The organism is Cobetia sp. SIMBA_158 (assembly GCF_046566945.1).
Taxonomy (GTDB): Bacteria; Pseudomonadota; Gammaproteobacteria; order Pseudomonadales; family Halomonadaceae; genus Cobetia; species Cobetia amphilecti.
On the sequence record NZ_JAWJYL010000014.1, the window covers coordinates 68,617 to 92,314 of the forward strand.

Sequence of the window (23,698 nt, forward strand, 5' to 3'; positions counted from 1 at the left end):
CAGACTGGCCAACGCCAGCCTGACGGTGCGGTATATCGCCGAAAAGGAGGCGTTATGCGCATGAATGGCACCCGCCGCCTCATTCCCACCTTGTGGGATCGGTTGCAGGACGATGCACCGCATCAGGGAGAGGCCGCGGAGGAGCAACGCTTCGTCAGTCTCGACGAGTACAAGCGCACCATCGTGCGTGACCTCGAGATTCTGGTGAACACGCGCAGCGAATTGCTGGGAGGGCGCTTGAATGACTTTCCCGTGCTGCGCGGCACGGTGCTGGGCTTCGGCCTGCCGGACTTTCTCGGCCGAGGCCTGCACAGCAGTGAAGATCGCCGCTTGATCCAGCGTCAGCTGGAGTACGCCATCGAAAGCAATGACCGTCGCTTTCGCAACGTGCAGGTCAAGCTGCTTGACCAGGACGGCCAGGATCGCCTCTTGCGCTTTCGCGTCGAGACGCTCCTCGTCCTCAAGGATGCAACGCGGCAAGTGGCGTTCGATGCCGTGCTGCATGCCGACACTCAGCAATACAAAGTGCAGAACCTTTCCTGATGCTTGATGAACTGCTGCCTTATTACGAACAAGAAATCTCGCACCTGCGCTTTCTGGGCCGGGAGTTCGCACGTGAGTACCCCAAGATTGCCGCACGACTGCAATTGGAAGGCGACCACTGCGAAGACCCGCACACCGAGCGTCTGGTCGAGTCCTTCGCGTTTCTGTCGGCACGGGTTCACAAGAAGCTGGATGATGATCTGCCGGAAATCGTCGAGGCCTTCCTCGATGTGCTCTACCCCCATTACCTGCGACCGACGCCTTCGCTGTCGATCGCACAGCTCGACCCCGGTGAGCAGACCTCGCTGACCGGGCGCTATCAGGTCGCGCGGCATACCGAGATGTTCTCGCGTCCGGTGGAAGGCGTGGCCTGCCGTTTCCGTACCTGCTATCCGGTGGATGTGTGGCCGCTGCGCGTGGAAAGCGCCGGCTTCTCGCTGCTGGAACGCTCGGCCTTCAATGGTCGCGACAAGGACAGCGTCGCGCGACTGGATCTGGCCTTCGAAGCCCTCAATGACCAGTCGGTGGGTAGCTTCGGGATCGACCGCCTGCGCCTGTTCCTGGACGGCGAGGGTGCCCTGATGCACCCGATGTATGAACTGCTGTTCAACAACCTGACTCGCCTGAGCGTCAGCTTCGATGAAGGCGGGCAGCGCCGCGAAGTCTCGCTGCCGCCGGACTCGCTCAAGCCGGTCGGGTTCGCGCCCGAGGAGGGGTTGATCGACTACCCCGAGCGCTCCTTCCTCGGCTATCGCCTGCTGCACGAGTACTTCACCTTCCCCGACAAGTTCATGTTCTTCGATGTCGAAGGGCTGACACGTCTGTTGGCACGCGCCAGTGGCACGCGCTTCGAGCTGCATTTCCACTTCGCGGATTATGCGCTGGACGAGCGGCTGTCGCGGCTGTCCCAGAGCCTGGGGCGCAATCATTTCCGCCTGGGCTGCACGCCGGTGATCAACCTGTTCGAGCGCCAGGCCGAGCCGATCCTGCTGACGCATACCCAGGCGGAATATCCGGTGGTCGCCGATGTGCGCAACCCGCACGGCGCCGAGGTGGTCTCGATCGACCGCGTCACTCGCGTGCAGAAGACCGCCGAGCGCGATCACGTGCGCTATTGCCCGCCGTTCTTCGAGCCGCAGGGCAGTGCACCGTCACGCGAGACCAGCTACTGGCTGTCGCGGCGGGTGCCTTCCGCCCGTGAGCGGGATGCCGGCACCGAGCTTTTGCTGCGCCTGGCGGACCGCGAACTGAACGCCATCGAAGCCACCAGTGACGTGCTGAGCCTCAAGCTGACCTGCAGCAATCGTGATCTGCCGCAGCGCTTGAGCTTCGGCCACCCACGTGGCGATTTCACCCTGCCGCGCGAGCAGGTGGTCAAGGCCATCCGCTGCCTGCGCAAGCCGACGCCCTCGGCGCGGCCGCCGATGGGCAAGGGCGTCATCTGGCGTCTGATCTCGCATCTCTCGCTCAACCACCTGTCGCTGGTGGAGCGCGGCCGTGAGGCGCTGCTGGAAATGCTCTCTCTCTACAACTATCGCGACCTCGAAGCCACGCGTCGCCAGATCAATGGCATCGCCAGCATCCACAGTGAGCCGGCGATGACGCGGATCGGGCATCCGCGCCCGGCCTTCGTGCGCGGAATCGGCATCACCCTGGAACTGGATGAACAGGAATTCATCGGTAGCGGCATCTACGTGTTCGGCATGGTGCTGGATCACTTCTTCGGGCAGTACTGCTCGCTCAACAGTTTCACCCGGCTGACATTACGCAGCCGCCAGCGCGAAAAGGACGTCGTGACATGGCCCGCCAGAACCGGCACTCAGCCCCTGGTCTGATCGACCAGGCGCGCGCTGAGCCATACCGGTTCAGCTTCTTTCAGCTCGTACGCTTGCTGCGGCTGCACTACAGCCGTGCCGGTCGTCTCGAACCCGAGCTGCGCCCGCACGAAGACCCGCTGCGGTTTCGCAGCCAGCTGTCGCTGAACTTCCCGGCCAGCGAAGTGAGTGACCTTGTCTTCGAGAGCGAGACGCTGCGTTCGCCCACCGACCAGCCGCTGACCCAGGTGCAGGTCACCTTCATGGGGTTGGTCGGGCCGTCTGGTGTACTGCCGCGCCCGTACACCGAGACGCTGATCGACCGCCACGTGCAGCTGCGCGATGACGGCGCCCATGCCTTCTTCGATCTGTTTTCGCATCGCATGACGGCGCTGTTCTATCAGGCGTGGCAGAAGTATCGCTTCCACGTCGAGTACGAGCGGCGAGGGCAGGCCGATATCGAGCGCCAGTTGCACGCGCTGTGTGGCCTGTCGGGTGCCTCGGCCGAGCTGTTGTTTGCCCCACAGGCGCCGTTGGCACTGCCTGCCGCCAGGTCGTCAGTCGAGGCGCCGGAGGTGGACGAGAACCGCGACTACGCGGCACCCAGCTGGGGCATTGGCAGTCAAAGCGGCGGCAGTCAGAACAGTGGGAGTCAGAGCAGCGGCAGTCAGAACCGTGACAACCAAGGCACTGACGAGCAGCGTGCCGGCAGCCGCGAGCTGCCGCGTGAGCTGTTCTCCTTCTTCGCCGGGTTGCTCGGGCAGCGGCCCCGCAATCAGCAGAATCTCGAGACATTGCTGGGCGTGTTCTTCGGTGTGCCCTGTCAGGTGAAGCCGTTTCAGGGCCGCTGGCTCGACATCAGCGAGCCGGAACTGACGCGCCTGGGTCAGGCAAATGCGCGTCTCGGCCAGAGTGCCGTGGCCGGCAAGCGCGCCTGGGACTACCAGTCTTGCCTGCGCATGGTCGTTGGCCCCCTGCGCCTGGCGGACTTCCGCCGTTTTCTGCCCGGGGGTGAAGACCACCTGCGCATGACGGAATTGATCCGTTTCTATGTCGGGCCGGAGCTCGATTTCGAGCTGGAATTGCAGCTCGACCCCAGTGAAGTCCCGTCGGCCCGCCTGGGAGGTGCCAATGGCATCTCGCTGGGTCGTCTGGGTTGGCTGGGCCAGACACCACGCAGCACCTCGGGAAGTGTGCTGTTACGAATCCCCTTCGATGGAGTGACCCCGTGAGTCTCAAGACGCTATTCGCCAAGCTCAATGATGTCAGCCGCGGTGCCATGGAAGAGGCGGCGGGTCTGTGCCTTGCCAAGCGCCAGTATGAAGTCGATGTCGAGCATCTGCTGATCAAGCTACTGGATGGCGATGACAACGACCTGCTGCGCATCGCGCGTCACTACTCGCTGGGCCTGGACCAACTCGCCGATCAGCTGGATCGCTCGCTGGAGCGCCTGAAGACGGGCAGCACCGCGACGCCGGCACTCTCACCGCATATCACGCGGCTGATCGAGAAGGCCTGGTTGATCGCCTCCATCGACCATGAGGTCGCCCATATCCGCAGCGGTCACCTGCTGCTGGCACTGCTGGAAGACCCGGAACTGGCGCGCGTGATCCGAAGCGACATGCCGGGTCTCGAGAGTCCTTTCGAGCGCATCGATGTCGCGGACCTGCGTCTGCACTTCACCAGCCTGTTGGCCGCCAGTCCCGAAGCCGAACTGTCCCAGCCGTCTCAGCATGCCCCGCGCGCGGGTGAGCCGACGTCAGGTGAGGGCGCTGGCGCTGCCCGCCCGGGCAGTCACAAGACCCCGGCGCTGGACCAGTACACCATCGACCTGACCGCCAGTGCGCGTGACGGCAACATCGACCCGATCCTGGGGCGTGATGATGAAGTGCGCCAGATGATCGACATCCTGACGCGTCGGCGTCAGAACAACCCGATCCTCACCGGCGAGGCGGGGGTCGGCAAGACGGCGGTGGTCGAAGGCCTGGCGCAGAAGATCGTCGCCGGCGAAGTGCCCGCGCCGCTGGCACGCGTCGAGCTGCGAACCCTGGACCTCGGCCTGCTGCAGGCCGGCGCCAGCGTGAAGGGCGAATTCGAGCAGCGCCTGAAGGACGTGATCGAGGAAGTGAAGCGCAGCCTGCACCCCATCATCCTGTTCATCGATGAGGCCCACACCCTGATCGGCAGTGGCGGTCAGGCAGGCCAGAACGATGCCGCCAACCTGCTCAAGCCGGCCCTGGCGCGTGGCGAGCTGCGCACCATCGCCGCGACTACCTGGGCCGAGTACAAGAAGTACTTCGAGAAGGACGCCGCCCTGGCGCGTCGCTTCCAGGTCGTCAAGGTCGAGGAGCCGGCCGAGCCGCAGGCCATCGACATGCTGCGCGGGCTGGCGACGCGCATGCGCGATCACCACAAGGTCGAGATTCTCGATGACGCCATCGTGCAGGCGGTGCGTCTCTCCAGCCGCTACATCACCGGCCGTCAGCTGCCCGACAAGGCGGTCAGCGTGCTGGATACCGCCTGTGCGCGTGTCGCGCTGGGCCAGCAGACCACGCCAGCACCACTGGAAGATGCCCGTCAGCGCCTGCGTGATCTCGAGGCCGAGCGGGAAGCGCTGGCCCGGGAACACGAGCGCGGCGATGACGGCCATGCCCCGCGTCTGGACGAGATCGACACGGAAGTACTGGCCATCACTGCTCAGGTCACGGCGCTGGAAGCCGACTGGACGCGTCAGCGTGAGGCCGTCGAGGCAGTGCTCAAGGCCGACGCCGCTCTGAACGAGGTGAATGACGAGATCAATGATGAGGGCCGCGACGCGGCCCGTGAAAGCGCACTGGAAGAACTGCGCGCCGCGCGTGCGGTGCTGGAAGAGGCCGGTGGCGAGGCGCCGCTGGTACACGCCTGTGTCGATGGCAATGCCATCGGCGAAGTCGTCGCCGCCTGGACCGGCATCCCGCTGGGCAAGATGCAGCGTGACGAGATCGACACCGTGCGTCGTCTGCCGGCGCTGTTGGGTGAGCGTGTACTCGGGCAGGACCACGCACTGGAAGAGATCGGCAAGCGCATCAGCCTGTCGCGCGCCAAGCTCGAAGACCCGAACAAGCCGATCGGTGTCTTCATGCTGCTCGGCCCGAGTGGTGTCGGCAAGACCGAAACCGCGCTGGCCCTCGCCGATACCCTGTATGGCGGGGAGCGCAATCTGATCACCATCAATATGTCCGAGTACCAGGAAGCGCACACCGTCTCCTCGCTCAAGGGCTCGCCGCCCGGTTATGTCGGCTATGGCGAAGGCGGCGTGCTGACCGAAGCCGTGCGTCGCAAGCCGTACAGCGTGGTGCTGCTCGATGAAGTCGAGAAGGCACACCCGGACGTGCTGGAAGTCTTCTTCCAGGTGTTCGACAAGGGCGTGATGGATGACGGGGAAGGGCGTGAGATCGACTTCCGCAACTGCGTCATCCTGCTGACCTCCAATGTCGGCACCGACGAGATCATGAACCGTTGCCTGGGCGTGGCGACTCCGCCGGCGCCCGAGGTGCTGGTCGAGGGCCTGCGCGATACCCTCAATGGCGTCTTCAAGCCGGCCTTCCTCGGCCGTCTCAAGGTGGTGCCCTACTACCCGGTGCACAGCGACATCCTGGCGCGCATCGTCGACCTCAAGCTGTCGCGTCTGGCCGCGCGCTTCACGCGCAATCACGGCGCCCACCTGAGCTTCGACTCATCGCTTGCGCATCACATCGCCGAGCGTTGCACCCAGACCGACAGCGGCGCACGCAGCATTGATCATCTGCTCAGCGGTTCGATGATGCCGCCGCTGGTGGAGTGGGTGCTGGAGCGCATGGCCGATCAGCAGCCGGTGGGCGACATCCGCATCGCGCTGGATGACGCCGGCCAGTTCACCTATGAGATGCAGTGAGGACCATCACATGCCAGTCCGGGGATATCACGTGAAGGCTGTCCAGCGCGCCAGGTCACTGCGCCCGCGCCATTGGTTGCCGGCCATGCTGTGCGCCAGCCTGCTGCTCGGTGGCTGTGGCGTCGGCAGCCGTCTGGGCCAGCAGATGGATGGCACGGTGGGCGACATCCTGTTCAGTCAGGACGAGACGGTCGCCTTCACCCTCGATGCCGATGAATCACTCAATCCGGATGTCGACGAGGCGTCGCTGTCGGTGGTGGTGCGCATCTATCAGCTGGATGCGCGTGAAGCCTTCGCCAGCGCCTCGCCCGATGGCCTGTGGGACCACGCCGACAAGGTGCTGGGCGACACGCTGCTGGATACCCGCGAAGTGGTGATGGTGCCGGGCGGGCACGTCGTGGATGAGGCGCCGCTGAAGCCGGGCGCCCGTTACGTGGCGGTCGCGGCCTATTTCCGCCAGACCCCGGACGCGCGCTGGCGCGTGCTGTTCGATGCCGATGCGATGCGCAAGGACGGCCTGTTCACCTCACCGGATGGCGTCGAACTGACCTTGGCCGATCACTACATCACGGTGGCGCCCGACAGCGAAGACCTGCTGGCGACGGCGACCCAGCCCTGACACCCGGGCCACGAACCGCGTGGCTGACACGTCATCGGTGACACCGGACGGACTTTATAAAGGATGGATTCGTGAGCAAGCATAATCGCGTGAGGTGGTCCGAGGGCATGTTCCTGCTGCCCCAGCACTTCCAGTATCAGGACGAGTATCACCAGTGGCAGCTCGGCGAAGCCAGCACGCGCAGTGGGCCCTTTGCCTTTGGCGTGCAGCGTCTGGAAATCGATGAAAGCGCGCTGGCCCAGGGGCGCCTGCAGCTCAGTCGCCTCAAGCTGGTCTTTCCCGACGGCACGCTGTTCGATGCACCGCAGCACGATAGCCTGCCGCGGGCGCGCGACCTGGGCGAACTGGCGGGCCACAGCGAGATCAAGGTGCACGCTGCGCTGAGCCTGGTACAACCCTACGCCGGCAATGTGCAGGAAGATGAGCAGCAGCGGGGCGCGCGTCGCCGCTTCCGTCAGCGTTTCGACTCCCTGCCGGACCTGCTGGACGGCGATGGCGAGAACGAGCTGAGCCTGCTGGAACTCAATGTGCGTCTGTTGCTGGAAGGCGATGACCTGGAAGGCAGCACGCATTGCCCGCTGGCCGTGCTGACGCGCAATGCCGCCGGCGGCTTCTCCGTATCGCCGCGCTTTGTGCCGCCCGCGCTGCACCTCTCGAGCAGCGAGACGCTGATGGCCATGGGCCAGCGCCTGGCCGGCATGCTGCAGGCCAAGCACGAGACCTTGTCAGGCCGTCGCCGCGAGCGCGCCGATCAGGTCGCCGAATTCGGCTCAAGCGACGTGGCGCTGTTCTGGCTGCTGCATACGGTCAACCGTGCCTACCCGGCGCTGGCGCATCTGCTGCAACACCCGCAGCAGCATCCCGAGAAGCTCTACACCTTCCTGTCGGACCTGGTCGCGAGCCTGATGACCTTCTCGATGGATTACCGCCTGAGTGACCTGCCGCCGTACCGCCATGAAGACCCGGTCCAGTCATTGACGACGCTGGAAACCATGGCGCGCGAGCTGCTGGATACCGTGGTGCCCAACCAGTACATCCCCATCGCGCTGGAACAGACCAAGCCGTCCTACTACATCGCCCATCTGCACGATGCACGCCTGTTGGATGCCGACTTCTATATCAGCGTGCATGCCGACATGCCCGGCGCCAAGTTGCTGGAGCTGGTGCCGCGTGCCTTCAAGGTCGGCTCGCCGGATGACATCGAGGTGGTGGTCAACAGCGCCATGCCCGGCGGCTCGCTGGTGCATGCCTCGCGTCTGCCCACCGCGATTCCCTCGCGCCTCGATAACCACTATTTCGCGCTGGAACCCCAGGGGCGCATGTACGAACGCATGATGGCCGCCCAGGCCATCGCCTTCTATGTGCCCGGCGGCTTCCACAACCTCAAGATTGAATTGATGGCGGTGCTGAAATGAACCAGTACACGGCAACCCGGCCGAATGACGCTGCCCAGACCGGCAGTGCCCAGTCTGGCAGTGCTCAGGCCAACGGCGCGGCGGCGCCGGCGGATACGCGTCTGCGCACGCTGTCCCAGGACTTCTTCTCGCTGATCCTGATGATTCGTCGCGGCAGTGAAGCGCGCAACGTCGATGAATTCCTGACCCGTGTCGCCGACTACTTCCGTGAGCTAGAAGCCCAGGCGCTGGCCGTCGGCTACAGCATGGACCAGGTGCGTGACGCCCAGTACGCGCTGTGCGCCTTCCTCGATGAGAGCGTGCTGGGCGCCGGCGCCAGCAACATTCGCCAGCACCTGGAACTGCACCCGCTGCAGTACACCTATTTCGGGGTGCATCTGGCCGGTGAGGGCTTCTTCGAGCGTCTCGAGGCACTGCGCACCGACGTCAAGGCCAACCTGGACGTGCTGGAGGTCTATCACCTGTGTCTGGCGCTGGGCTTCGAGGGCAAGTTCCGCCTCGAACACCGTGATCAGCTGCGCTACGTGGCCAGCACTCTGGGCCAGGATATCGCGCGCTATCGCCAGTCTTCCGCCGTGCTGTCACCGGGTTGGCAGCTGCCCGACCAGGTGGGCCAGCTGCTGCGTTACGAAATTCCGGTGTGGGTCTACCTGCTGTTGATCGCGCTGTGCTGTGGCGCGGTCTATCTGGTACTCGACAACCTGCTGGATGCTCAGGTCACGGCGCTCATCGAGCGACTGTCGTCCCTGTTCGCAACGACATGAGGCGTGACTGAATGAAACGGGTGCTAGGGTTCCTCAAGAGTTTCTGGCTGGCGTCGTCACTGCTGTGGCTGGCCGGTGTCGTGCTGTGTGTCTGGTGGGTGCCGCGTCTGGGTGGCTCGCTGGAACGCCTCGCGATCGCCGTGGCCCTGCTCACCGCGGTATGGCTGCTGGCCATCGTGCTGCGCAAGTATCGCAAGGTGCGTGCCGAGCGTGATCTGGAAGACCTCGTCCAGCTGGAAGTGGACCGCGAAGCCGCGGATGCCGCCACCGAAGCCGGCGACTACGAAGTGCTGCGTGAGCGTCTCAAGTCGGCGCTGCGCATGCTGCGGGCCCAGCGTGGGCTGCACAAGGGCGGCAGTGCCTCGCTCAGCGATCTGCCCTGGTATCTGGTGCTGGGCCTGTCGTCCTCCGGCAAGACCTCGCTGCTGACACGCTCGGGCTTGAGTTCCAGCGTGGCGGGACTGGGCGGCGACTCCGGTACCCAGTACTGCGACTGGTACTTCGGCAATGACGCCCTGATGATCGACACCGCCGGGCGCTACGTCGCCGAGGAACAGCCGGCGCGTGCCTTCAGTGACTTCCTGCGTCTGCTGGCGCGTCGCCGTCGCGGTGCGCCCATCAATGGCCTGGTGGTCGTGGTCGACCTGCCGGCCTTGCTGCATGCGCCGCGCGACGAGAACCACGCGCTGGCACGCCAGCTGATCGAGCGCATCAATGACTTCCGCGATGCTCTCGATGCCTCGCCGCCGGTCTACCTGATGTTCACCAAGGCCGACCAGCTGCCGGGCTTCACCGCCGCCTTCAATACCCTGGACAGCGATGCCCGCCATGCGCCGTGGGGCATGACGTTCTCGGTGGCCGAGGCACGCCAGAAGGGTGTCGTGGCAGCCTTTTCCAGACACTTCCCCGAGATGGTGGCGGGGCTGCGCGGCCATGTGGAAGCGGCCCTGCGTGAACGTGGCCAGCAGGCGGACAGCGAGCTTTTGCACTTCCCGGAATACATTGCCGAGATGGAAGGCCTGCTGGCCGACTTCCTCGAGCCCTTCGATCTGCGTCGCAACAGCGCGCGTGGGCCACTGACCCGCGGCATCTATTTCACCAGCGCCTTGCAGGATGGCAGCGCGATGCCGGCGATCCTCGATGAGCAGGTCCGTCAGGGCTTCGCACTCAAGGAGCCGAGTGTCGCCCAGTCCGCGACAGTGGCGAGTGCCGCCGTCGGCGATCGTCCCTATTTCGTCGGCGGTGTCTTCCGCGACGTGATGATTCCGGACCGCAACCTGGTGCGTCACTACGCACGTGATGGCCAGGGCCGCTCCCTGAACCCGCTGTTGATCGGCGTGGGCGGGGTGGCAGGTGCGGTGACGCTGGGTCTGCTCGGCAACGCCTACTACCAGAGCCGTACCAGTCTCGAGGCCGTCGATGCGCAACTGACGTCGCTTGACGGTGCCGTGACGCCGAGCGTGCAGCTCGATCTGCTCCACGACGAGCTGTCGCGCGTGCGACAGGCCCGTGAAGACGGTGGCTTGCCCTGGTATCAGCACATGGGCCTGGATGGCGGCGAGCGCCTGGGCACCACGCTTGAAGCGCAGTATTTCGCGACGCTCAAGCAGCAGGTGCTGGCGCCGCTGGCCGAGGACCTGGACGCCCGTCTGCGGGCCGTCGGTCGCCTGGCGGTATCGCTGGGCATCGTCTCCGAATCTGCCTCGCTGCGTGCCATGGGCGAGGAGAGCGCGTCCGAGGCCGGGGCCTCCGATGTGTTGATCGAGGATGGCAAGTCACTGCTGACCTCCAGCGGTGAGCGCCTGCGTCAGCGCCTGACCGAGCGCCCGACGCTGGGCAGCGTGCCGCGCTCGCCGGGCGAACTGGCCAGCCAGCTCAAGGGCGAGGCGGATTATCGCCTGCGCGGTGGCGTCAATGACGCCTACTGGAGCACGCGTCAGCAGGGCCGTGAGGCGCTGCGCGACAAGGCAGACGCCCTGCGTGGCTCGCCGACGGGGTTCGGCGGTGATGGCACCGTACCGGGAGACGGTGGCCCGGCCGAGGGTGGCATGCCCGGCGGACCTGCCTTCTCGAGTGAAGTGCTCAATCAGCTGACGCCGGAGCAGGTCGCCGGTCTCATCGATGCCTACGATGCGCTCAAGCTGTATCTGATCCTGAGTGACCCCGTCGCGCACCCGGATGTCGCCTTCGTGCGTGAAGCCTTGCCGCGTGCCTGGCATCAGCTGGCCGACAGCCATCGTCAGGTACCGGGCGGCGATCAGCGCATTGCCGACAACGTCGCGCTCTACAGCGAATACCTGGAGCAGGGTCAAGCGCCTGCGCTGGTGCGTGATGAGGACCGCGTGGCGCGTTCACGCCGTGACCTGAAGGCCTTCCTGCTCGACAACTCGCCGGCGGAGCGCGAATACCTGCGTCTGCGTCTGGCGGCCGAAGCCCGTTTCCCGTCGATGACCCTGTCGGTGATGCTGCCGGATGAGGGCGCACGCGGCCTGTTGTATGCCGGGGAATCGGTGCCGGCCTTCTTCACGCGCCGTGTGTGGGACGAATTCGTACGCCCCGAGTTGCTCAAGACGCTGAGTTCGGACCTGCCGGTGGAGCATGACTGGGTACTGGAAGACGAGAACCCCGATGCGGCCCAGGGCAAGAGCGAATTCGCCGCGACCATTCTGGCCCACTACAAGCGTGACTACGCCGAGGCCTGGGAGCGCTTCCTGGCCGATGTCGGGGTGCGTCGCTTCGAAGGCCTGGCGCTCTCGCGTCAGCGTCTGGCGCGCTTCAGCGATTATCAGCGTTCACCGCTCAAGACACTGATGGCCGTCGTGGATGACAACACGCGCTGGGACAGCCGTGATGCCGAGGCCCGCAAGGCACCTCAGCCGCAAGCCGAAGGTGATGCCTCCGCACCGGCCGCCGAGTCGGCAGGCATGTGGGACCAGACAGTGGCGTGGCTGGAAGGCAGTGGCGCCGAGGTGGCCGAAAGTGCCGGCGTGATGCAGGGGCTGCCCCGCGTTCACGATGGCCAGCTTGCGGACCACTTCGCGCCGGTCGCCAGCCTGTTCGCCCAGGATGAAGGCCAGGGCGGTGACGCCTCGGTCATGAATCGCTATCAGCTGCGCCTGCGTCAGCTCAAGGTGCGCCTCGACGGCCTCGAGCGTGGCGATGTCGGCAAGCGCACCAAGCAGCTGCTGGCCGAGATGATCGGCGGCAAGCCCAATGAAATCTCGGCGGCCCGTGACTATGTCGCCGCCAATGTCGATACCTCGCAGGAACCGCTGGTGCAGTCGCTGCAGCGCCTGTTCCGTGCGCCCATCGATTACTCCGTGGCCAGCCTGCAGGGGCCGGTGGCCTCGCAGCTGGCCGCCGCCTGGGGTGAGCAGGTCGTCTCGCCGTGGCATCGCATGGTCAGTGGCCGTTATCCGGTCAGTGATTCCGGCAATGAGACGTCCGTGCGTGACCTGCGCCAGTTCATCGACCCCGATACCGGTCTGCTGACCCGCTTCGACAATGAAGAAGTCGGCAATCTGGAAGAGGGCGAACAGGACGGCACGCCGCTGGTAGACCCCAAGATCACCGCAACCATCACCAAGGGCACGGCAGTGGGCCGGGTGCTGGAGAGTCTGGCGGATGTGGAGAACGGCTTCGAGATCATGATCCGGCCTTCCTCCCGGCTGATCTCGATCCAGCTGACACTGGATGGCCAGCAGCAGGTGTATCGCAATGGTCGTCAGCACTGGCAGCGCTTCGTCTGGCCGGGCGACCCGGAAGTCTCCGGCGCGCGACTGGATGTGGTGACACGGGACGGCCGGCGCATCACCGTCTTCAACTTCCCCAATCGCTGGAGTCTGTTGAAGCTGATCGAATCCGCGGACGTGACCGATCTGGACACCGCCCGTCAGCGCTTCACCTGGTACACCCCGGTCGGCCCGGTGAGCTTCGAGGCGCGCAACTTCGGCGGCGTGAAGCTGACGGACCTCAAGCAGGTGCGCAACCTGTCGATGCCCTCGGTCGCCGGGAGATGACCGCATGATCGGCTTCTTCGGCAAGCTGCCCGGCAGCGCGGACTTCATTGCCCATCACGCGGGCCACAAGGACATCCGGGAACTGGATGGCTGGTGGCAGCGGGCGCTGAATCGCATGGCCGAGCGCGACGAAGACTGGCAGGCACGCTTCGACGCCTTGCCGCTGTGCTTCTTCCACTACCGCGCCAGCGGTGGGGCCTGGTTGATGGGCGCCATGTCGCCCTCGCAGGACGCCTCCGGACGACGCTACCCGCTGCTGGTCTTCCAGCGCCTGGCCGTCTCACCGGTGGTGGAAGGCAGCGTCGGGGTGCATACCCTCGGCGAGACCTTCGCGGGGCAGGTGCGGGAGTTGCTGCGCGATGTGAAGCATTGCGCAGACCCCCAGCAGGCGCAGGAGCGTCTGCTGGCGGGGATCGAGGCGCTGCGCCCGCTGGATGATTCCGATCTCAAGCTGCATCGGCGTCTGTTCGCGCGCTTTCTGGAAGACGTGCGCTATGGAGACCTCACGCGTGCATTGGCCAGTGGCTTTCCCGATGTGAGTGCCAGCAGATTGACCCGCGACATGCAGGCATTGCGTCGACAGTCGGCCACGTCGGCAGCCAGGCATGGCCAACGGGGGCATGTGGCATTGCCGCTGCCACCGGAGCGCGCGCTGAAGCGTCCGGCGGCGGATCTGTGGCTGCACTGGCTGGAGCATGACAATGGCGCGCCGGGGCACATCAGCGTGATCGTCGACGACTTCATGCGCCCGACGCTCGTGCGTTTCACGCGCGATGACCAGGAGGCACTGCGCATTCTGGCCGAGTCGGCCCCCGAGGCACTCGGTGGCTGGCGCCTGCTCGGAAGCGCGCAGGGCGAGGCGGCTCAGATAGCGGGGCCGTCAGCAGATCAGGTATCAGAGGCGGCGCAGACGCTGGGCATGGGGGCCTACCTGATCGCGTTGAACGACAGCGCCGCGCTGGAAGATGGCGTCGCACTTGCAGATGGCGCTGCGCTTGCAGACGACGCCGCTGCGGCCGGCAAGGCGGGGCAGCCAGCCAGACACCCGGGCAGTGCAGAGATGGTATACGGCGACATATCCAAGGATGAATCGGCACCGACATGAACAAGCTAAAGCTCCACGTTCTCAAGTACTACATCCTCAAATACCGCCCGTATTGGTTGGGCGTGCTGTTCTTCCTGGGCATCTTCCTGATCTGGGGCGTCGGCGTGAGCCTGGGCTTCCCGTCACTGGATAGCCTGCTGGTCGGCATTCTGGCATTCCTCGTCGCCTCCGCCTTCTATCTGTTGCTGCTCTACCGTGGGGTGGGCGAGCGTCAGGATGTCGAGTCGTTGTTGATCCAGAACGCCGATGACGCCGTGCTCAGTGCCGCGCCCCAGGACCGCGAGGAAGTCAGCCTGCTGCGCGAGCGACTGCTGGCGGCGCTGGACCGCATGCGCAAGAGTGCCAGCGAGAAGCGTAGTGGCTGGTTCAACCGTCAGGGGGACGTGCTCTATACGCTGCCCTGGTATCTGGTGATCGGTCAGCCTGCGGTGGGCAAGAGCACGCTGGTCTCGCGCTCGGGGCTGGATTTCCCCTTCGCGGAGCGCGAAAGCGCACGTGTCGCGGGCATCGGTGGCACCCGTCACTGTGACTGGTTCTTCAGCAGTGAGGCCGTGCTGCTGGATACCGCAGGGCGTTACGTCAGCTCCGAGGAGGAAGTCGGCAAGTGGCGTGCCTTCCTCGACATGCTGCGTCGCTATCGTCCGCGTCAGCCGCTCAATGGGTTGATCGTCGCGGTCAGCATCGATGAAGTGCTCCAGAACCGCCATGATGTCGAGGCACTGGCGCATCAGCTGCGCGAGCGCATCCAGGAAAGCTACGAGCGTCTCAGTGCGGCTCTGCCCATCTATCTGGTGTTCACCAAGAGTGATCACATCCCGGGCTTTCGCGAGTTCCATGCGCAGCTGGCGCCGGCACAGCGCGATGAAGTGCTGGGCATGAGTTTCCCGCACCAGGGCTATGCCGAGGCGGATTGGCGTACTCGTTTCAGTGAGGCGATGACTCGTCTGGTGGCACGTTGTGCGGGTACCGGTGAGCGCTGTCTGGTGGAGGGTGACATCGTGCGCACCCGCGAGGCACCGGCGGCGGTGGAATTCCCGCGTGAGCTGGAAGCGCTGGCTCCGCACCTGACCGATTTCGTCACGGAACTGCTCAAGGTCAATCCCTATCAGGCGGCGCCGCTGCTGCGCGGCTTCTATTTCACCAGCGCGCTCTCCGAGGGGCAGGCCAGCACGGCAGCCCACGGGCGTAACGTGGCGTCACGCTTTGCCGTTACCGAGCGACATGCGCCGGGCCATCAGGATGGCAAGCCGCTGTTCGTCTCGGGGCTGTTCTCGCGGGTGGTACTGCCGGACCAGCATCTGGTCGGCCTTTATGGCGGTGCCAATCTCCAGCGTCGGCGTCAGCTGCGTTGGGTGTGGCTGGCACTGGCGCTCGCCGCGGCCATGTGCCTGGCCTGGGCGGTGTCCTTCACCGCCAATACCCGGGAGCTGGGGGCGCTGGATCAGGCATTGGATGCCGCCTATGAGGAAGATGCCGGCGAGCCGAATGCCTATGCCCAGTGGGCGACGCTGGATGCCCTGCGTGACAGCGCGGCCCGCTACGACAGGCGTCATCACGAGAGTGGCGTGCCCTGGTCGCTCGGCTTCGGACTCTATGAAGGCGAGACGCTGGAACCCGCGCTGCGGGACGTCTATTTCGGCGCGCTGCGCCAGACGATGCTGGTGCCGATCGCCAGCAACCTCAACCAGTCGCTGTTCATGCTGCCGACCATCAGCGTGCATGACCGCGAGGATGGCCCGCGCGAGACCGATATCCATGTCCCGGGGGTCGAGGACCACGCCCAGCCGCGTGACAACTCGGCCCAGGCGCTGGCGGACTTCGGCAACAACACCCTGAAGACCTACCTGTCCCTGTCGCGCACGCCGCGCGAGGACATCGAACCGGAATGGCTGCGCAGCGAGATGCCGGTCTACTGGTATCCGGCCATCACCCAGGGGGAGGATGTGCCGCGCGATAGCCGTGATCTGGAATATGCCAGCCGTCAGGTCAACTTCTATGCCCAGCAGGTCGTGCGCCCGGACGTGCCGCGTCTGGAAGACAACACCTTCCTGGTGTCATCCAGTCGCAACTACATCGATGGTCTGCTGGACCGCTCCCTGAGCACCGTCGAGACCATCACGCTGGAGTCCGACACCTTGTTCGCCTTCGGGCGTGCGGATTACTCGGGGCTGCAGGGCGAGGGGCAGCGTCAGCTGAATGCCATCGCCGAGCGACTTTCCAATACGCCGAACCTGGGGCGCATCACCATCACCGGCCACGCCGACCCGATCGGGTCCGCCACTGCCAACCGTCGGATCTCGCTGCAGCGCGCCGAGACCGTGCGCACCTATCTGGTGGGCAAGGGGCTGCCGGGTGAGCTGATCGGCGCGGAAGGGGCCGGCAGTGATCGTCCGCTGGTCAAGTGCGATGGCGAGATGTCGCGCACCGACAAGATCGCCTGTCTGGCGCCCAATCGTCGTGTCGAGATTGAAGTGCGTGCGCTGAACTGATGCGCCTGCGCTGAACCGTTTTCACTTTGCCGACTCATGGAGGAGTCGAGCTCTTGGATGACAGGCCTGAAGGCAGGCCCGGAGCAAGAGAGCGGAGAAGCATGGACATACGCAGTGGGGGTGCCTGGATGGCATCTCCTGGCGGTAGCGTGTCCAAACGCGCGTTACAGGTGGCAGCCAGGGAGTGCTGCTACCCGTGATGCCTACCCATCACATGACTGAAATGGAGTTTTACCATGGCTTTTGACGCCTACCTCAAGATCGACGGCATCCCGGGCGAGAGCTTGGACACCAATCACAAGGACTGGATCGAGCTGCTGAGCTTTGAATTCGGCGCCAGCCAGGCGACTTCCGCGACGGCCAGCTCTGCGGGCGGCGCGTCTGCCGAGCGCGTCAACCTGAGCGAGTTCGCGATCAAGAAGTTCATCGACAAGGCTTCTCCGAAGCTGTTCGAAGCTTGCTGCCGCGGCCAGCACATCAAGGAAATCACCCTGCAGGTTCACCGTGCCGGTGGCGAGCAGGTGCGTTACATGGAAGTGAAGCTTGAGGAAGTCATCGTGTCTTCCGTGGACCTGGAAGGCATGGCGTCCTTCTCCCAGGCTGGCGGCGCCGGTGCGACCGATTCCGTGCACGACTCGCGTCACGATCTGCCGTCTGAAGAGATCAAGCTGAACTTCGCGCGTATCAAGGTTACCTACACCCAGCAGAAGCGCAGCGATGGCCAGGGTGGCGGCAACATCACCGGTGGTTGGGACCGCACGCGCAACCGCGTCTACTCCTGAGTATCGGCTCATGGCGCGGCGGCGTGAGTTGCCGTCCATGAACAGGAGGGTGGCATCCCGGGGCTTGGCCAGCGTGCTGGCGTGAGCTCGTTTTCAGGGGATATCACGTCCGGGTAGAAGGCATGCCGGGGGAGCGAAAGGCTCTCCCGGCATGTCTGTTTTCCCCTTGCGCATCCCTTTTGCTTCGATGAGCGCCTGCGAAATCATTGCGCTGTCAGTTCTTTGCCAACAGCTCTTTGCCAACAGGGTCTGTGCCAATAGCTCTGTACCAATAGCGCTGTGCTAACTGGCTCTGAAACAACAGCACTGCGCCACAGTGATTTCGCAGGCGTTGCCTCGCAACGCGATCAACACGTGATTCAGGAGAGACAAGATGGCCGACGAATGGGACCGCGACGAACTGCTCGCGCCAATCGGCGCTCATGGGACAGGAGAGGACCTGGGGTTCTCGCTGCTCTTTGATGAGATCAAGGAAGCGCGTCGCGCAGACCCGGCCTACCTGAGCCAGGGCGAATGGCAGGCCGATCTCAAGAAGTCCGACTGGAACGCCGTCATCTCGTTGACTGCCGACGGCCTGGCCGAGCAGAGCAAGGACCTGTCGCTGGCGGGCTGGCTTTGCGAAGGCCTGGCGCATCGTGATCACTTCACGGGCCTGGCCTGGGGACTGGAGCTGATGACGGCGCTGTGTGAGCAGTACTGGGAGACGCTTTACCCGACGCTCGAGGAAGGGGATGAAGAGCGTGTCGCACGTCTGACCTGGCTGGATGACACCCTCGCCGGCATGATCGGCACCTTGCCGCTGGTGGAAGGGCAGCTCTACGGGCTCGACCGCTATGAGGAGTCGCGTCAGGTCGAGAACCTGGCGCGAACCGACGTGGATGCCATGGAAAGCGCGCTGGCGGATGGCAAGATCAATGCCGATATCTTCCAGCGCTCCGTGGTGCTGACCGAGACGGCGACCTTCCGCGAGCGTCACCAGCAGATCGTCAAGTGCCAGCAGGCGCTGGCCGGTCTGGTGGCGCAGCTCAATGCCCAGCTGGGGGTGAGCGCGCCGACCTTCAGTCAGCTGCAGCGTGGTCTGGCGGATTGCACCCAGTTGATCGAGCGACTGCTGGGCGAGCGCGGGGTCAGCCTGGACGATGAGGCCCAGGCATCTGCCGAGAGCGATGCCGAGGTGACGGACGCCGCAAGTGGCGATGCCTCCACTGGGGATGCGAGTGCCACGCCGTCCGCTCAGGCGGGCATGGCGCCGGCGGCACTGCGCACCACGCCGCAGACCCGTGAGGAAGCCTTCGACATGCTCAATGGCGTCGCCCAGTACTTCAAGGGCAGCGAGCCGCACAGCCCGGTGCCGTATCTGGTCGAACGCGCCGTGCGCTGGGGCCGCATGCCGCTGGAGGAATGGCTGCGTGATGTCATCCGCGAGGAACATATCGTCGACGGCATCCGTGAAACCCTGGGCACTCAGCGGCGTGATGATCACTGATGATGTTCAAGAGCTCGATCTATGACCGCCTGCAGCAGGTGCGCCCGGCAGAGCCCGAGGCGCCGGTCGCCAAGGTGCGCAGCGACTACCGCACTGACACCCTGTGTCTGCTGGATGGCGTGGCGCTGACCTCGGCTGGGGCGGTGGCCAAGGGGCAGCTGCCGTCATCGGCGGCGGCCGAGATCTCCGCGACCCTGCGTGGCCCGGATGGCTATGGCCTGCTGGTGCACGAAATCGCGCTGGGCCAGGCGGGCGCATCGCCTGCCTCCGGCGAGCAGGTGGCACGTCTCGATCGCCGCCATCAGCGGCTCGAGACCTTGCTCCAGGCCCTGATCATCGACGCGCTGCTGATGCTGGAAGCGCTGCCGGAGGGCGCGCCCTTCGATATCGTGCTGAGTGCGCCGATCCGTCATGCCAGCCTGGTGGAGGGGTTCATCGCACGCCTGCGCGAGACGGTGGTGGCCACGCCCTTCGCCGACGCGCTGGGTAGCGTCTCGCATCGCGCGGCGGCCGAGCAGGACCTGCATGAACTGCTGGCCGCCGAAGCGTCGGGTGGCATGCCGCATGTCATCTGGCTCAGCGTCGACTCGCTGTTGTTCGACAGCAGTGTCTCGGAACTGTCGCGGCGCGGTCAGCTGGCGTATGCCTCCCGCCCGAGCGGTCTGTTTCCCGGTGAGGCTGTCGCGGCGCTGCTCTTCGAGCGCCTCGCGCCTGACTCACCGGCGCCCTTGCAGGGCTGGCAGGTACCGCTGGCGGCAACGCTGACCCATCCGGCGCGGGGCAGCCGAGAGCTGCGCCGCTCGCCGGCACCGCTGAGGCAGCTGATCGAGCGCCAGTGGCCCGTGCAGGCGGAAAATGACGAGCATGCCTCTACCCGCGAGCCGTTCGAGCCCATGCGCCTGGTAATTGATAGCCTCGGGCTGCCCGGTCGCGCGGTGGAAGCCGGCACCAGCCTGATGAATCGCTGGCCGGGGCTGGACATGATCGAGGATGGCACCACGCTCGACAGCTTCTGCGGCTGGCCGGGCGATGCCTGGCTGGCGTTGGCACTGGTGCTGGCGATCGCGGAACTGGAAGACAACGACAGCGCCCTGGTCGTGTCGCTGCGGGACGATACCCGGACCCGGATGCTGACACTCACGCCCTGTGCCGGATAGCGCTGACGGCTCTGCGCTTGCCCTGTGCTGACTGTGCTCGTCCTGTGTTGAGTGTGCTCGTCCTGTGTTGAACATCGCTGCGTCTTGAGACGCATCACCCGAACTGAACAAGCCGGTGCACTCGCTTGCCGAGCGAACAAGCGCGCGCACCGTGAGGATGTTAAGGATGGCAGAGAATTCCTGGCTGGATAGCCTGCTGGAGTCGTTCGAGATTTCACTGGATCAGAACGAGCGCCTGCTCACGCTTGAGATGAGCGGCGCGGACTTCATCCCACATCGTCTTGTAGGGGAAGAGCGCATGTCGCGTCCCTTCGCCTATACCCTCGACTGCATCTCCCAGAATGGTGATATCGAACTCAAGACCCTGATGGCGCAGCCGGCGGCGCTCTCGGTGCGTCAGGCCGATGGCAGTTACCGCAAGCTCTCGGGGCTGGTCGAGTCGGCCGCACTGCTCGGTGAGGACGGTGGCGTCTTCTATTACCAGCTGACGCTGGTGCCGTGGATGGCGATGCTCAAGCTCGGCCGCGACAGCCGTATCTTCCAGGACCTCACCGCCGTCGAGGTCATCGAGTCGGTGTTCTCGAACCACGCCATCGCGCAAGGCGAAGCCCAGGGCGGCTGGCGGCTGGATCTGCGCCGTGAGTATCCGGCGCGCAGCTACTGCGTGCAGTATCGCGAGAGCGACTTCCAGTTCGTCAATCGCCTGATGGAGCAGGAAGGGCTGTTCTACTACTTCGAACACGCCTCTGACGACAGCGATTTCAATGGTCATCGCCTCGTCATCACCGATGATGTCGCGACCTGTGCGCCGGTCGAGCCGCAGGTGATTCGCTTCCATCGTCAGGATGCCACTGAACTGGAAGACTCCATCACCCAGTGGAGCGGCCGTCGTCAGCAGCAACCGACGCGCGTCAGCCTCGGCACCTTTGATTACAAGCAGCCGGGCCTCGAAAAGCGCTCCGGCCAGGACACGCGCAGCGATCAGGGCAATCTCAGTGAGCAGGAAGTTTACGACTACCCCGGCGAGTACTATTTCGACGATCACTCGCGCGGCGAACGCCTGACCGTCAATCGCCTCGAGGCGCATGAATCCCGCGCCAAGCGCTTCTACGGCGCCGGCGGCACCCGCCAGTTGAAGGTCGGCCGCTGGTTCGAACTCAGCCAGCACGCCCGTCATGAAGACGGCGACTCGAGTGAGCGCGAATTCCTCGTGCTGGGCCTGACCGTCTGCGCCGAGAATGCGCTGCCGGTGTCGGCACACCTCAAGGCGCTACCGGGCAGCCTGCAGGCGCGCATGGCCGAGGCGCGCCAGGCACATGGTCTTGAGAGTGATGCGCAGGACGACTACGCCGATGTCGGCACCGGCCAGTATCTGATCGACTTCGAATCCCAGCGGCTCAGTCAGCCGTACCGTCCGTCTCTCGATCATCCGCGCCCCAACCTGGGTGGCCCGCAGACCGCGATCGTCGTCGGCCCTGAGAACGAAGAGATCCACACCGACTCGCTCAACCGCGTGCGCGTGCAGTTCCACTGGGACCGCAGCGAGAAGGGCGCGGCCGACGCCAGCTGCTGGCTACGTGTCGCGCAACCCAACGCCGGTGCTGGCTGGGGTAGCGTGTTCGTGCCGCGTATCGGCCAGGAAGTCATCGTCGATTTCCTCGAAGGCGACGTGGATCGCCCGCTGATCACCGGACGGGTCTACAACGGCGATCAGACCCCGCAATGGCACTCCAACGGCCTGCTCTCCGGCCTCAAGAGCAAGACCTATCGCGGCAACAAGTACAACGAGCTGGTCTTCGATGACGCCACCGATCAGGAGCGCGTGCGCCTGAATTCGGAGCACGAGAAATCCCAGCTCAACCTCGGCTATCTGATCCACCAGCAGGGCAACACACGCGGCAGCTTCCGCGGTACCGGCTTCGAATTGCGTTCGGATGCCTATGGTGCGATACGCGCGCATCAGGGCCTGCTGTTGACCAGCTGGGGGCAGATCGCCGCCAGTGGCGAACAGCTCGATCTGACGCCCGCTCAGCAACAATTGGCCAGCGCCTATCAGCTCTCCAATACGCTCAGTGACAGCGCCACCAGTCACAATGCAGAAGCGCTCGAGTCGCGCGTCAACCTCAAGCAGGCCAGTGAAGATGCCCAGGGGCGCTACGGCGCTGAAGACAGTGGCACCAGTTTCGATGGCAGCTCTGCCTCAAGCGCCAGCGCGGGCGGGCGTGGTGAAGCCGCTCGCCTCGACGCCCCCTGGCTGCATGTCAGCTCGCCTGCGGGCATCGCGCTGAGCACGCCGGAATCCACCCATCTGGCGCAGGGCAAGTCAATCAGCATCACCAGCGGCGAAGACATCAATCTTGCCACCGGCCGCAGCCTGATCGCCTCGCTCTCCGAAAAGTTCTCGCTGTTCGTGCAACGTGCCGGCATCAAGCTGTTTGCCGCACGCGGCAAGGTGGAAATGCAGGCGCAGAGTGATGCGATGGAACTGACCTCCGAGAAGGACATGACGATCACCTCCACCGAAGGCACCGTCACCATCCAGGCCAAGAACGAGATTCTGCTCACCAGCGGCGGCGGCTATATCCGCCTGAGTGGCGGCAACATCGAAGTGCACGGGCCGGGCAAGGTGGATGTCAAAGGCGCGCAACACAGCTTTGCAGGCCCTGCGAGTCTGGAGGCGACGTTGGACGAGCTACCGGAGGGTACCGATTGTGAAACCAAGCATAAAGGCGCTGCAGGTCGCGGCTCGGCACTGGTCGATGGGTGAGGTCACAGAATGACAAATTGGCTGATTCACGATCATCTGAATGGACCGCTGACTCTTGAGGGTGTCGAGTTTGTCGGTGCGTTCCAGCCACGGCGACGATTGGATCTGCACGCGCTGACACCTCATCTTTATCGCATCACTGAGTCTGCAGCTGCTCAAGTCAGGGAGCAAGCCGAGGCCATGTCGCGCCATGTCATGCCGCCCTCGTATTGCGCGCTACTGCAGGCAGATGTCGAGGCGAGCGTCTTGTTGGATCAATTGAGTCGATTCTGCTTGGTAGCTACTCCAACGGCAAAATGGATGTATTGCCGTTTTTTCGACCCTCGTGTCATGACTCATCTTCGATGGATTTTGACACCGCATCAGCTCCACTCGCTATTGAGTAAAGTTGAATGTTGGGAGTTTTTGGATTCTCGCTCGCAATGGATTGTATTGAATAGTGCCCCACAATCTACGTACCAATTGAGGTTGGTGTTTGATAAAAATCAGGAGCGTACCTTGTCCGTCTTGCCATTGCTGCGGGACTGCCTGAAACAGTGGCGGCTTCATGACTCATTGGCCCCGCAAGATGACGCACAAGCTGGCGCTCGTGTTGCCGACTGCCTGAATCGCGCACGCGAGCACGGGTTGAGGGATGAACGTGATCAAGTCGCAATGACTCTGCATGAATTACTGATCCATCCAGATATCTGCCAGCACCCTGACATCAAGAACGCGATTGTGTTGGCGAAGGGTGGCGAGGGCTATCGACGCGTGACGGCGGGCTGGCCAGCGGCACGTTGGGAATCTATTCAGACACAATTAACCAATCGGGAAATGACGTAG

General features: G+C 64.5%; 15 protein-coding genes. All 15 read left to right on the forward strand.

Annotation, left to right across the window (positions count from 1 at the left end):
- Window positions 1-60 precede the first annotated feature (60 nt).
- The 15 genes from tssE to R2R70_RS16700 all read left to right on the forward strand — a co-directional run bounded on the left by tssE (window position 61) and on the right by R2R70_RS16700 (window position 23,698).
- On the forward strand, window positions 61-543 hold the full coding sequence (gene tssE, locus R2R70_RS16630; protein WP_107336591.1) for a type VI secretion system baseplate subunit TssE: 483 nt from the start codon (window positions 61-63) through the stop codon (window positions 541-543).
- Window positions 543-2,378: a type VI secretion system baseplate subunit TssF gene (tssF, locus tag R2R70_RS16635; RefSeq protein WP_410978540.1), complete on the forward strand. Its 1,836-nt coding sequence runs from the start codon at window positions 543-545 to the stop codon at window positions 2,376-2,378. Before tssE ends, tssF begins: the two co-directional genes overlap by 1 nt.
- Window positions 2,342-3,589, forward strand: a complete 1,248-nt coding sequence (gene tssG / locus R2R70_RS16640; protein ID WP_410978541.1) for a type VI secretion system baseplate subunit TssG — start codon at window positions 2,342-2,344, stop codon at window positions 3,587-3,589. Before tssF ends, tssG begins: the two co-directional genes overlap by 37 nt.
- The gene (tssH, locus tag R2R70_RS16645; protein WP_410978542.1) at window positions 3,586-6,270 is read left to right on the forward strand and encodes a type VI secretion system ATPase TssH; all 2,685 of its coding nucleotides are present in this window, start codon (window positions 3,586-3,588) and stop codon (window positions 6,268-6,270) included. The genes tssG and tssH overlap by 4 nt, the downstream gene beginning before the upstream one ends.
- 10 nt (window positions 6,271-6,280) lie before the next feature.
- Window positions 6,281-6,889: a type VI secretion system lipoprotein TssJ gene (gene tssJ / locus R2R70_RS16650; RefSeq protein WP_410978543.1), complete on the forward strand. Its 609-nt coding sequence runs from the start codon at window positions 6,281-6,283 to the stop codon at window positions 6,887-6,889.
- Window positions 6,890-6,960: 71 nt separating this feature from the next.
- Window positions 6,961-8,304: a type VI secretion system baseplate subunit TssK gene (gene tssK / locus R2R70_RS16655; protein ID WP_077377241.1), complete on the forward strand. Its 1,344-nt coding sequence runs from the start codon at window positions 6,961-6,963 to the stop codon at window positions 8,302-8,304.
- Window positions 8,301-9,068 carry a type IVB secretion system protein IcmH/DotU gene (gene icmH, locus R2R70_RS16660; RefSeq protein WP_107335067.1) on the forward strand — a complete coding sequence of 256 codons (768 nt, stop codon included), beginning with the start codon at window positions 8,301-8,303 and terminating at the stop codon, window positions 9,066-9,068. The genes tssK and icmH overlap by 4 nt, the downstream gene beginning before the upstream one ends.
- An 11-nt stretch (window positions 9,069-9,079) precedes the next feature.
- The gene (locus R2R70_RS16665; RefSeq protein WP_410978544.1) at window positions 9,080-13,087 is read left to right on the forward strand and encodes a type VI secretion protein IcmF/TssM N-terminal domain-containing protein; all 4,008 of its coding nucleotides are present in this window, start codon (window positions 9,080-9,082) and stop codon (window positions 13,085-13,087) included.
- 4 nt (window positions 13,088-13,091) lie between these two features.
- Window positions 13,092-14,192, forward strand: coding sequence for a type VI secretion system-associated protein TagF (tagF, locus tag R2R70_RS16670; protein ID WP_410978545.1), 1,101 nt, complete (start codon window positions 13,092-13,094; stop codon window positions 14,190-14,192).
- Window positions 14,189-16,681 carry a type VI secretion system membrane subunit TssM gene (gene tssM, locus R2R70_RS16675; RefSeq protein WP_410978546.1) on the forward strand — a complete coding sequence of 831 codons (2,493 nt, stop codon included), beginning with the start codon at window positions 14,189-14,191 and terminating at the stop codon, window positions 16,679-16,681. The genes tagF and tssM overlap by 4 nt, the downstream gene beginning before the upstream one ends.
- Before the next feature lie 236 nt (window positions 16,682-16,917).
- On the forward strand, window positions 16,918-17,463 hold the full coding sequence (locus R2R70_RS16680; RefSeq protein WP_107335063.1) for an Hcp family type VI secretion system effector: 546 nt from the start codon (window positions 16,918-16,920) through the stop codon (window positions 17,461-17,463).
- A 373-nt stretch (window positions 17,464-17,836) separates the two neighbouring features.
- Window positions 17,837-18,949 carry a type VI secretion system protein TssA gene (gene tssA / locus R2R70_RS16685; protein WP_279830844.1) on the forward strand — a complete coding sequence of 371 codons (1,113 nt, stop codon included), beginning with the start codon at window positions 17,837-17,839 and terminating at the stop codon, window positions 18,947-18,949.
- Window positions 18,949-20,106: a hypothetical protein gene (locus tag R2R70_RS16690; RefSeq protein ID WP_410978547.1), complete on the forward strand. Its 1,158-nt coding sequence runs from the start codon at window positions 18,949-18,951 to the stop codon at window positions 20,104-20,106. Before tssA ends, R2R70_RS16690 begins: the two co-directional genes overlap by 1 nt.
- Before the next feature lie 166 nt (window positions 20,107-20,272).
- Complete coding sequence (locus R2R70_RS16695; protein WP_410978548.1) at window positions 20,273-22,873, forward strand: type VI secretion system Vgr family protein; 2,601 nt, start codon at window positions 20,273-20,275, stop codon at window positions 22,871-22,873.
- A gap of 9 nt (window positions 22,874-22,882) precedes the next feature.
- Entirely contained in the window at window positions 22,883-23,698 is an 816-nt protein-coding gene (locus R2R70_RS16700) for a DUF4123 domain-containing protein (protein ID WP_410978549.1), read from the forward strand.

What these genes read in the sequence shown, in the direction of transcription:
- tagF (WP_410978545.1), top strand. Translation starts at nt 13,092, where the DNA reads ATGATCGGCTTCTTCGGCAAGCTGCCCGGCAGCGCGGACTTCATTGCC.
- tssA (WP_279830844.1), top strand. Translation starts at nt 17,837, where the DNA reads ATGGCCGACGAATGGGACCGCGACGAACTGCTCGCGCCAATCGGCGCT.
- tssJ (WP_410978543.1), top strand. Translation starts at nt 6,281, where the DNA reads ATGCCAGTCCGGGGATATCACGTGAAGGCTGTCCAGCGCGCCAGGTCA.
- R2R70_RS16695 (WP_410978548.1), top strand. Translation starts at nt 20,273, where the DNA reads ATGGCAGAGAATTCCTGGCTGGATAGCCTGCTGGAGTCGTTCGAGATT.
- R2R70_RS16690 (WP_410978547.1), top strand. Translation starts at nt 18,949, where the DNA reads ATGATGTTCAAGAGCTCGATCTATGACCGCCTGCAGCAGGTGCGCCCG.
- R2R70_RS16680 (WP_107335063.1), top strand. Translation starts at nt 16,918, where the DNA reads ATGGCTTTTGACGCCTACCTCAAGATCGACGGCATCCCGGGCGAGAGC.
- R2R70_RS16665 (WP_410978544.1), top strand. Translation starts at nt 9,080, where the DNA reads ATGAAACGGGTGCTAGGGTTCCTCAAGAGTTTCTGGCTGGCGTCGTCA.
- icmH (WP_107335067.1), top strand. Translation starts at nt 8,301, where the DNA reads ATGAACCAGTACACGGCAACCCGGCCGAATGACGCTGCCCAGACCGGC.
- tssF (WP_410978540.1), top strand. Translation starts at nt 543, where the DNA reads ATGCTTGATGAACTGCTGCCTTATTACGAACAAGAAATCTCGCACCTG.
- R2R70_RS16700 (WP_410978549.1), top strand. Translation starts at nt 22,883, where the DNA reads ATGACAAATTGGCTGATTCACGATCATCTGAATGGACCGCTGACTCTT.
- tssM (WP_410978546.1), top strand. Translation starts at nt 14,189, where the DNA reads ATGAACAAGCTAAAGCTCCACGTTCTCAAGTACTACATCCTCAAATAC.
- tssE (WP_107336591.1), top strand. Translation starts at nt 61, where the DNA reads ATGAATGGCACCCGCCGCCTCATTCCCACCTTGTGGGATCGGTTGCAG.
- tssG (WP_410978541.1), top strand. Translation starts at nt 2,342, where the DNA reads ATGGCCCGCCAGAACCGGCACTCAGCCCCTGGTCTGATCGACCAGGCG.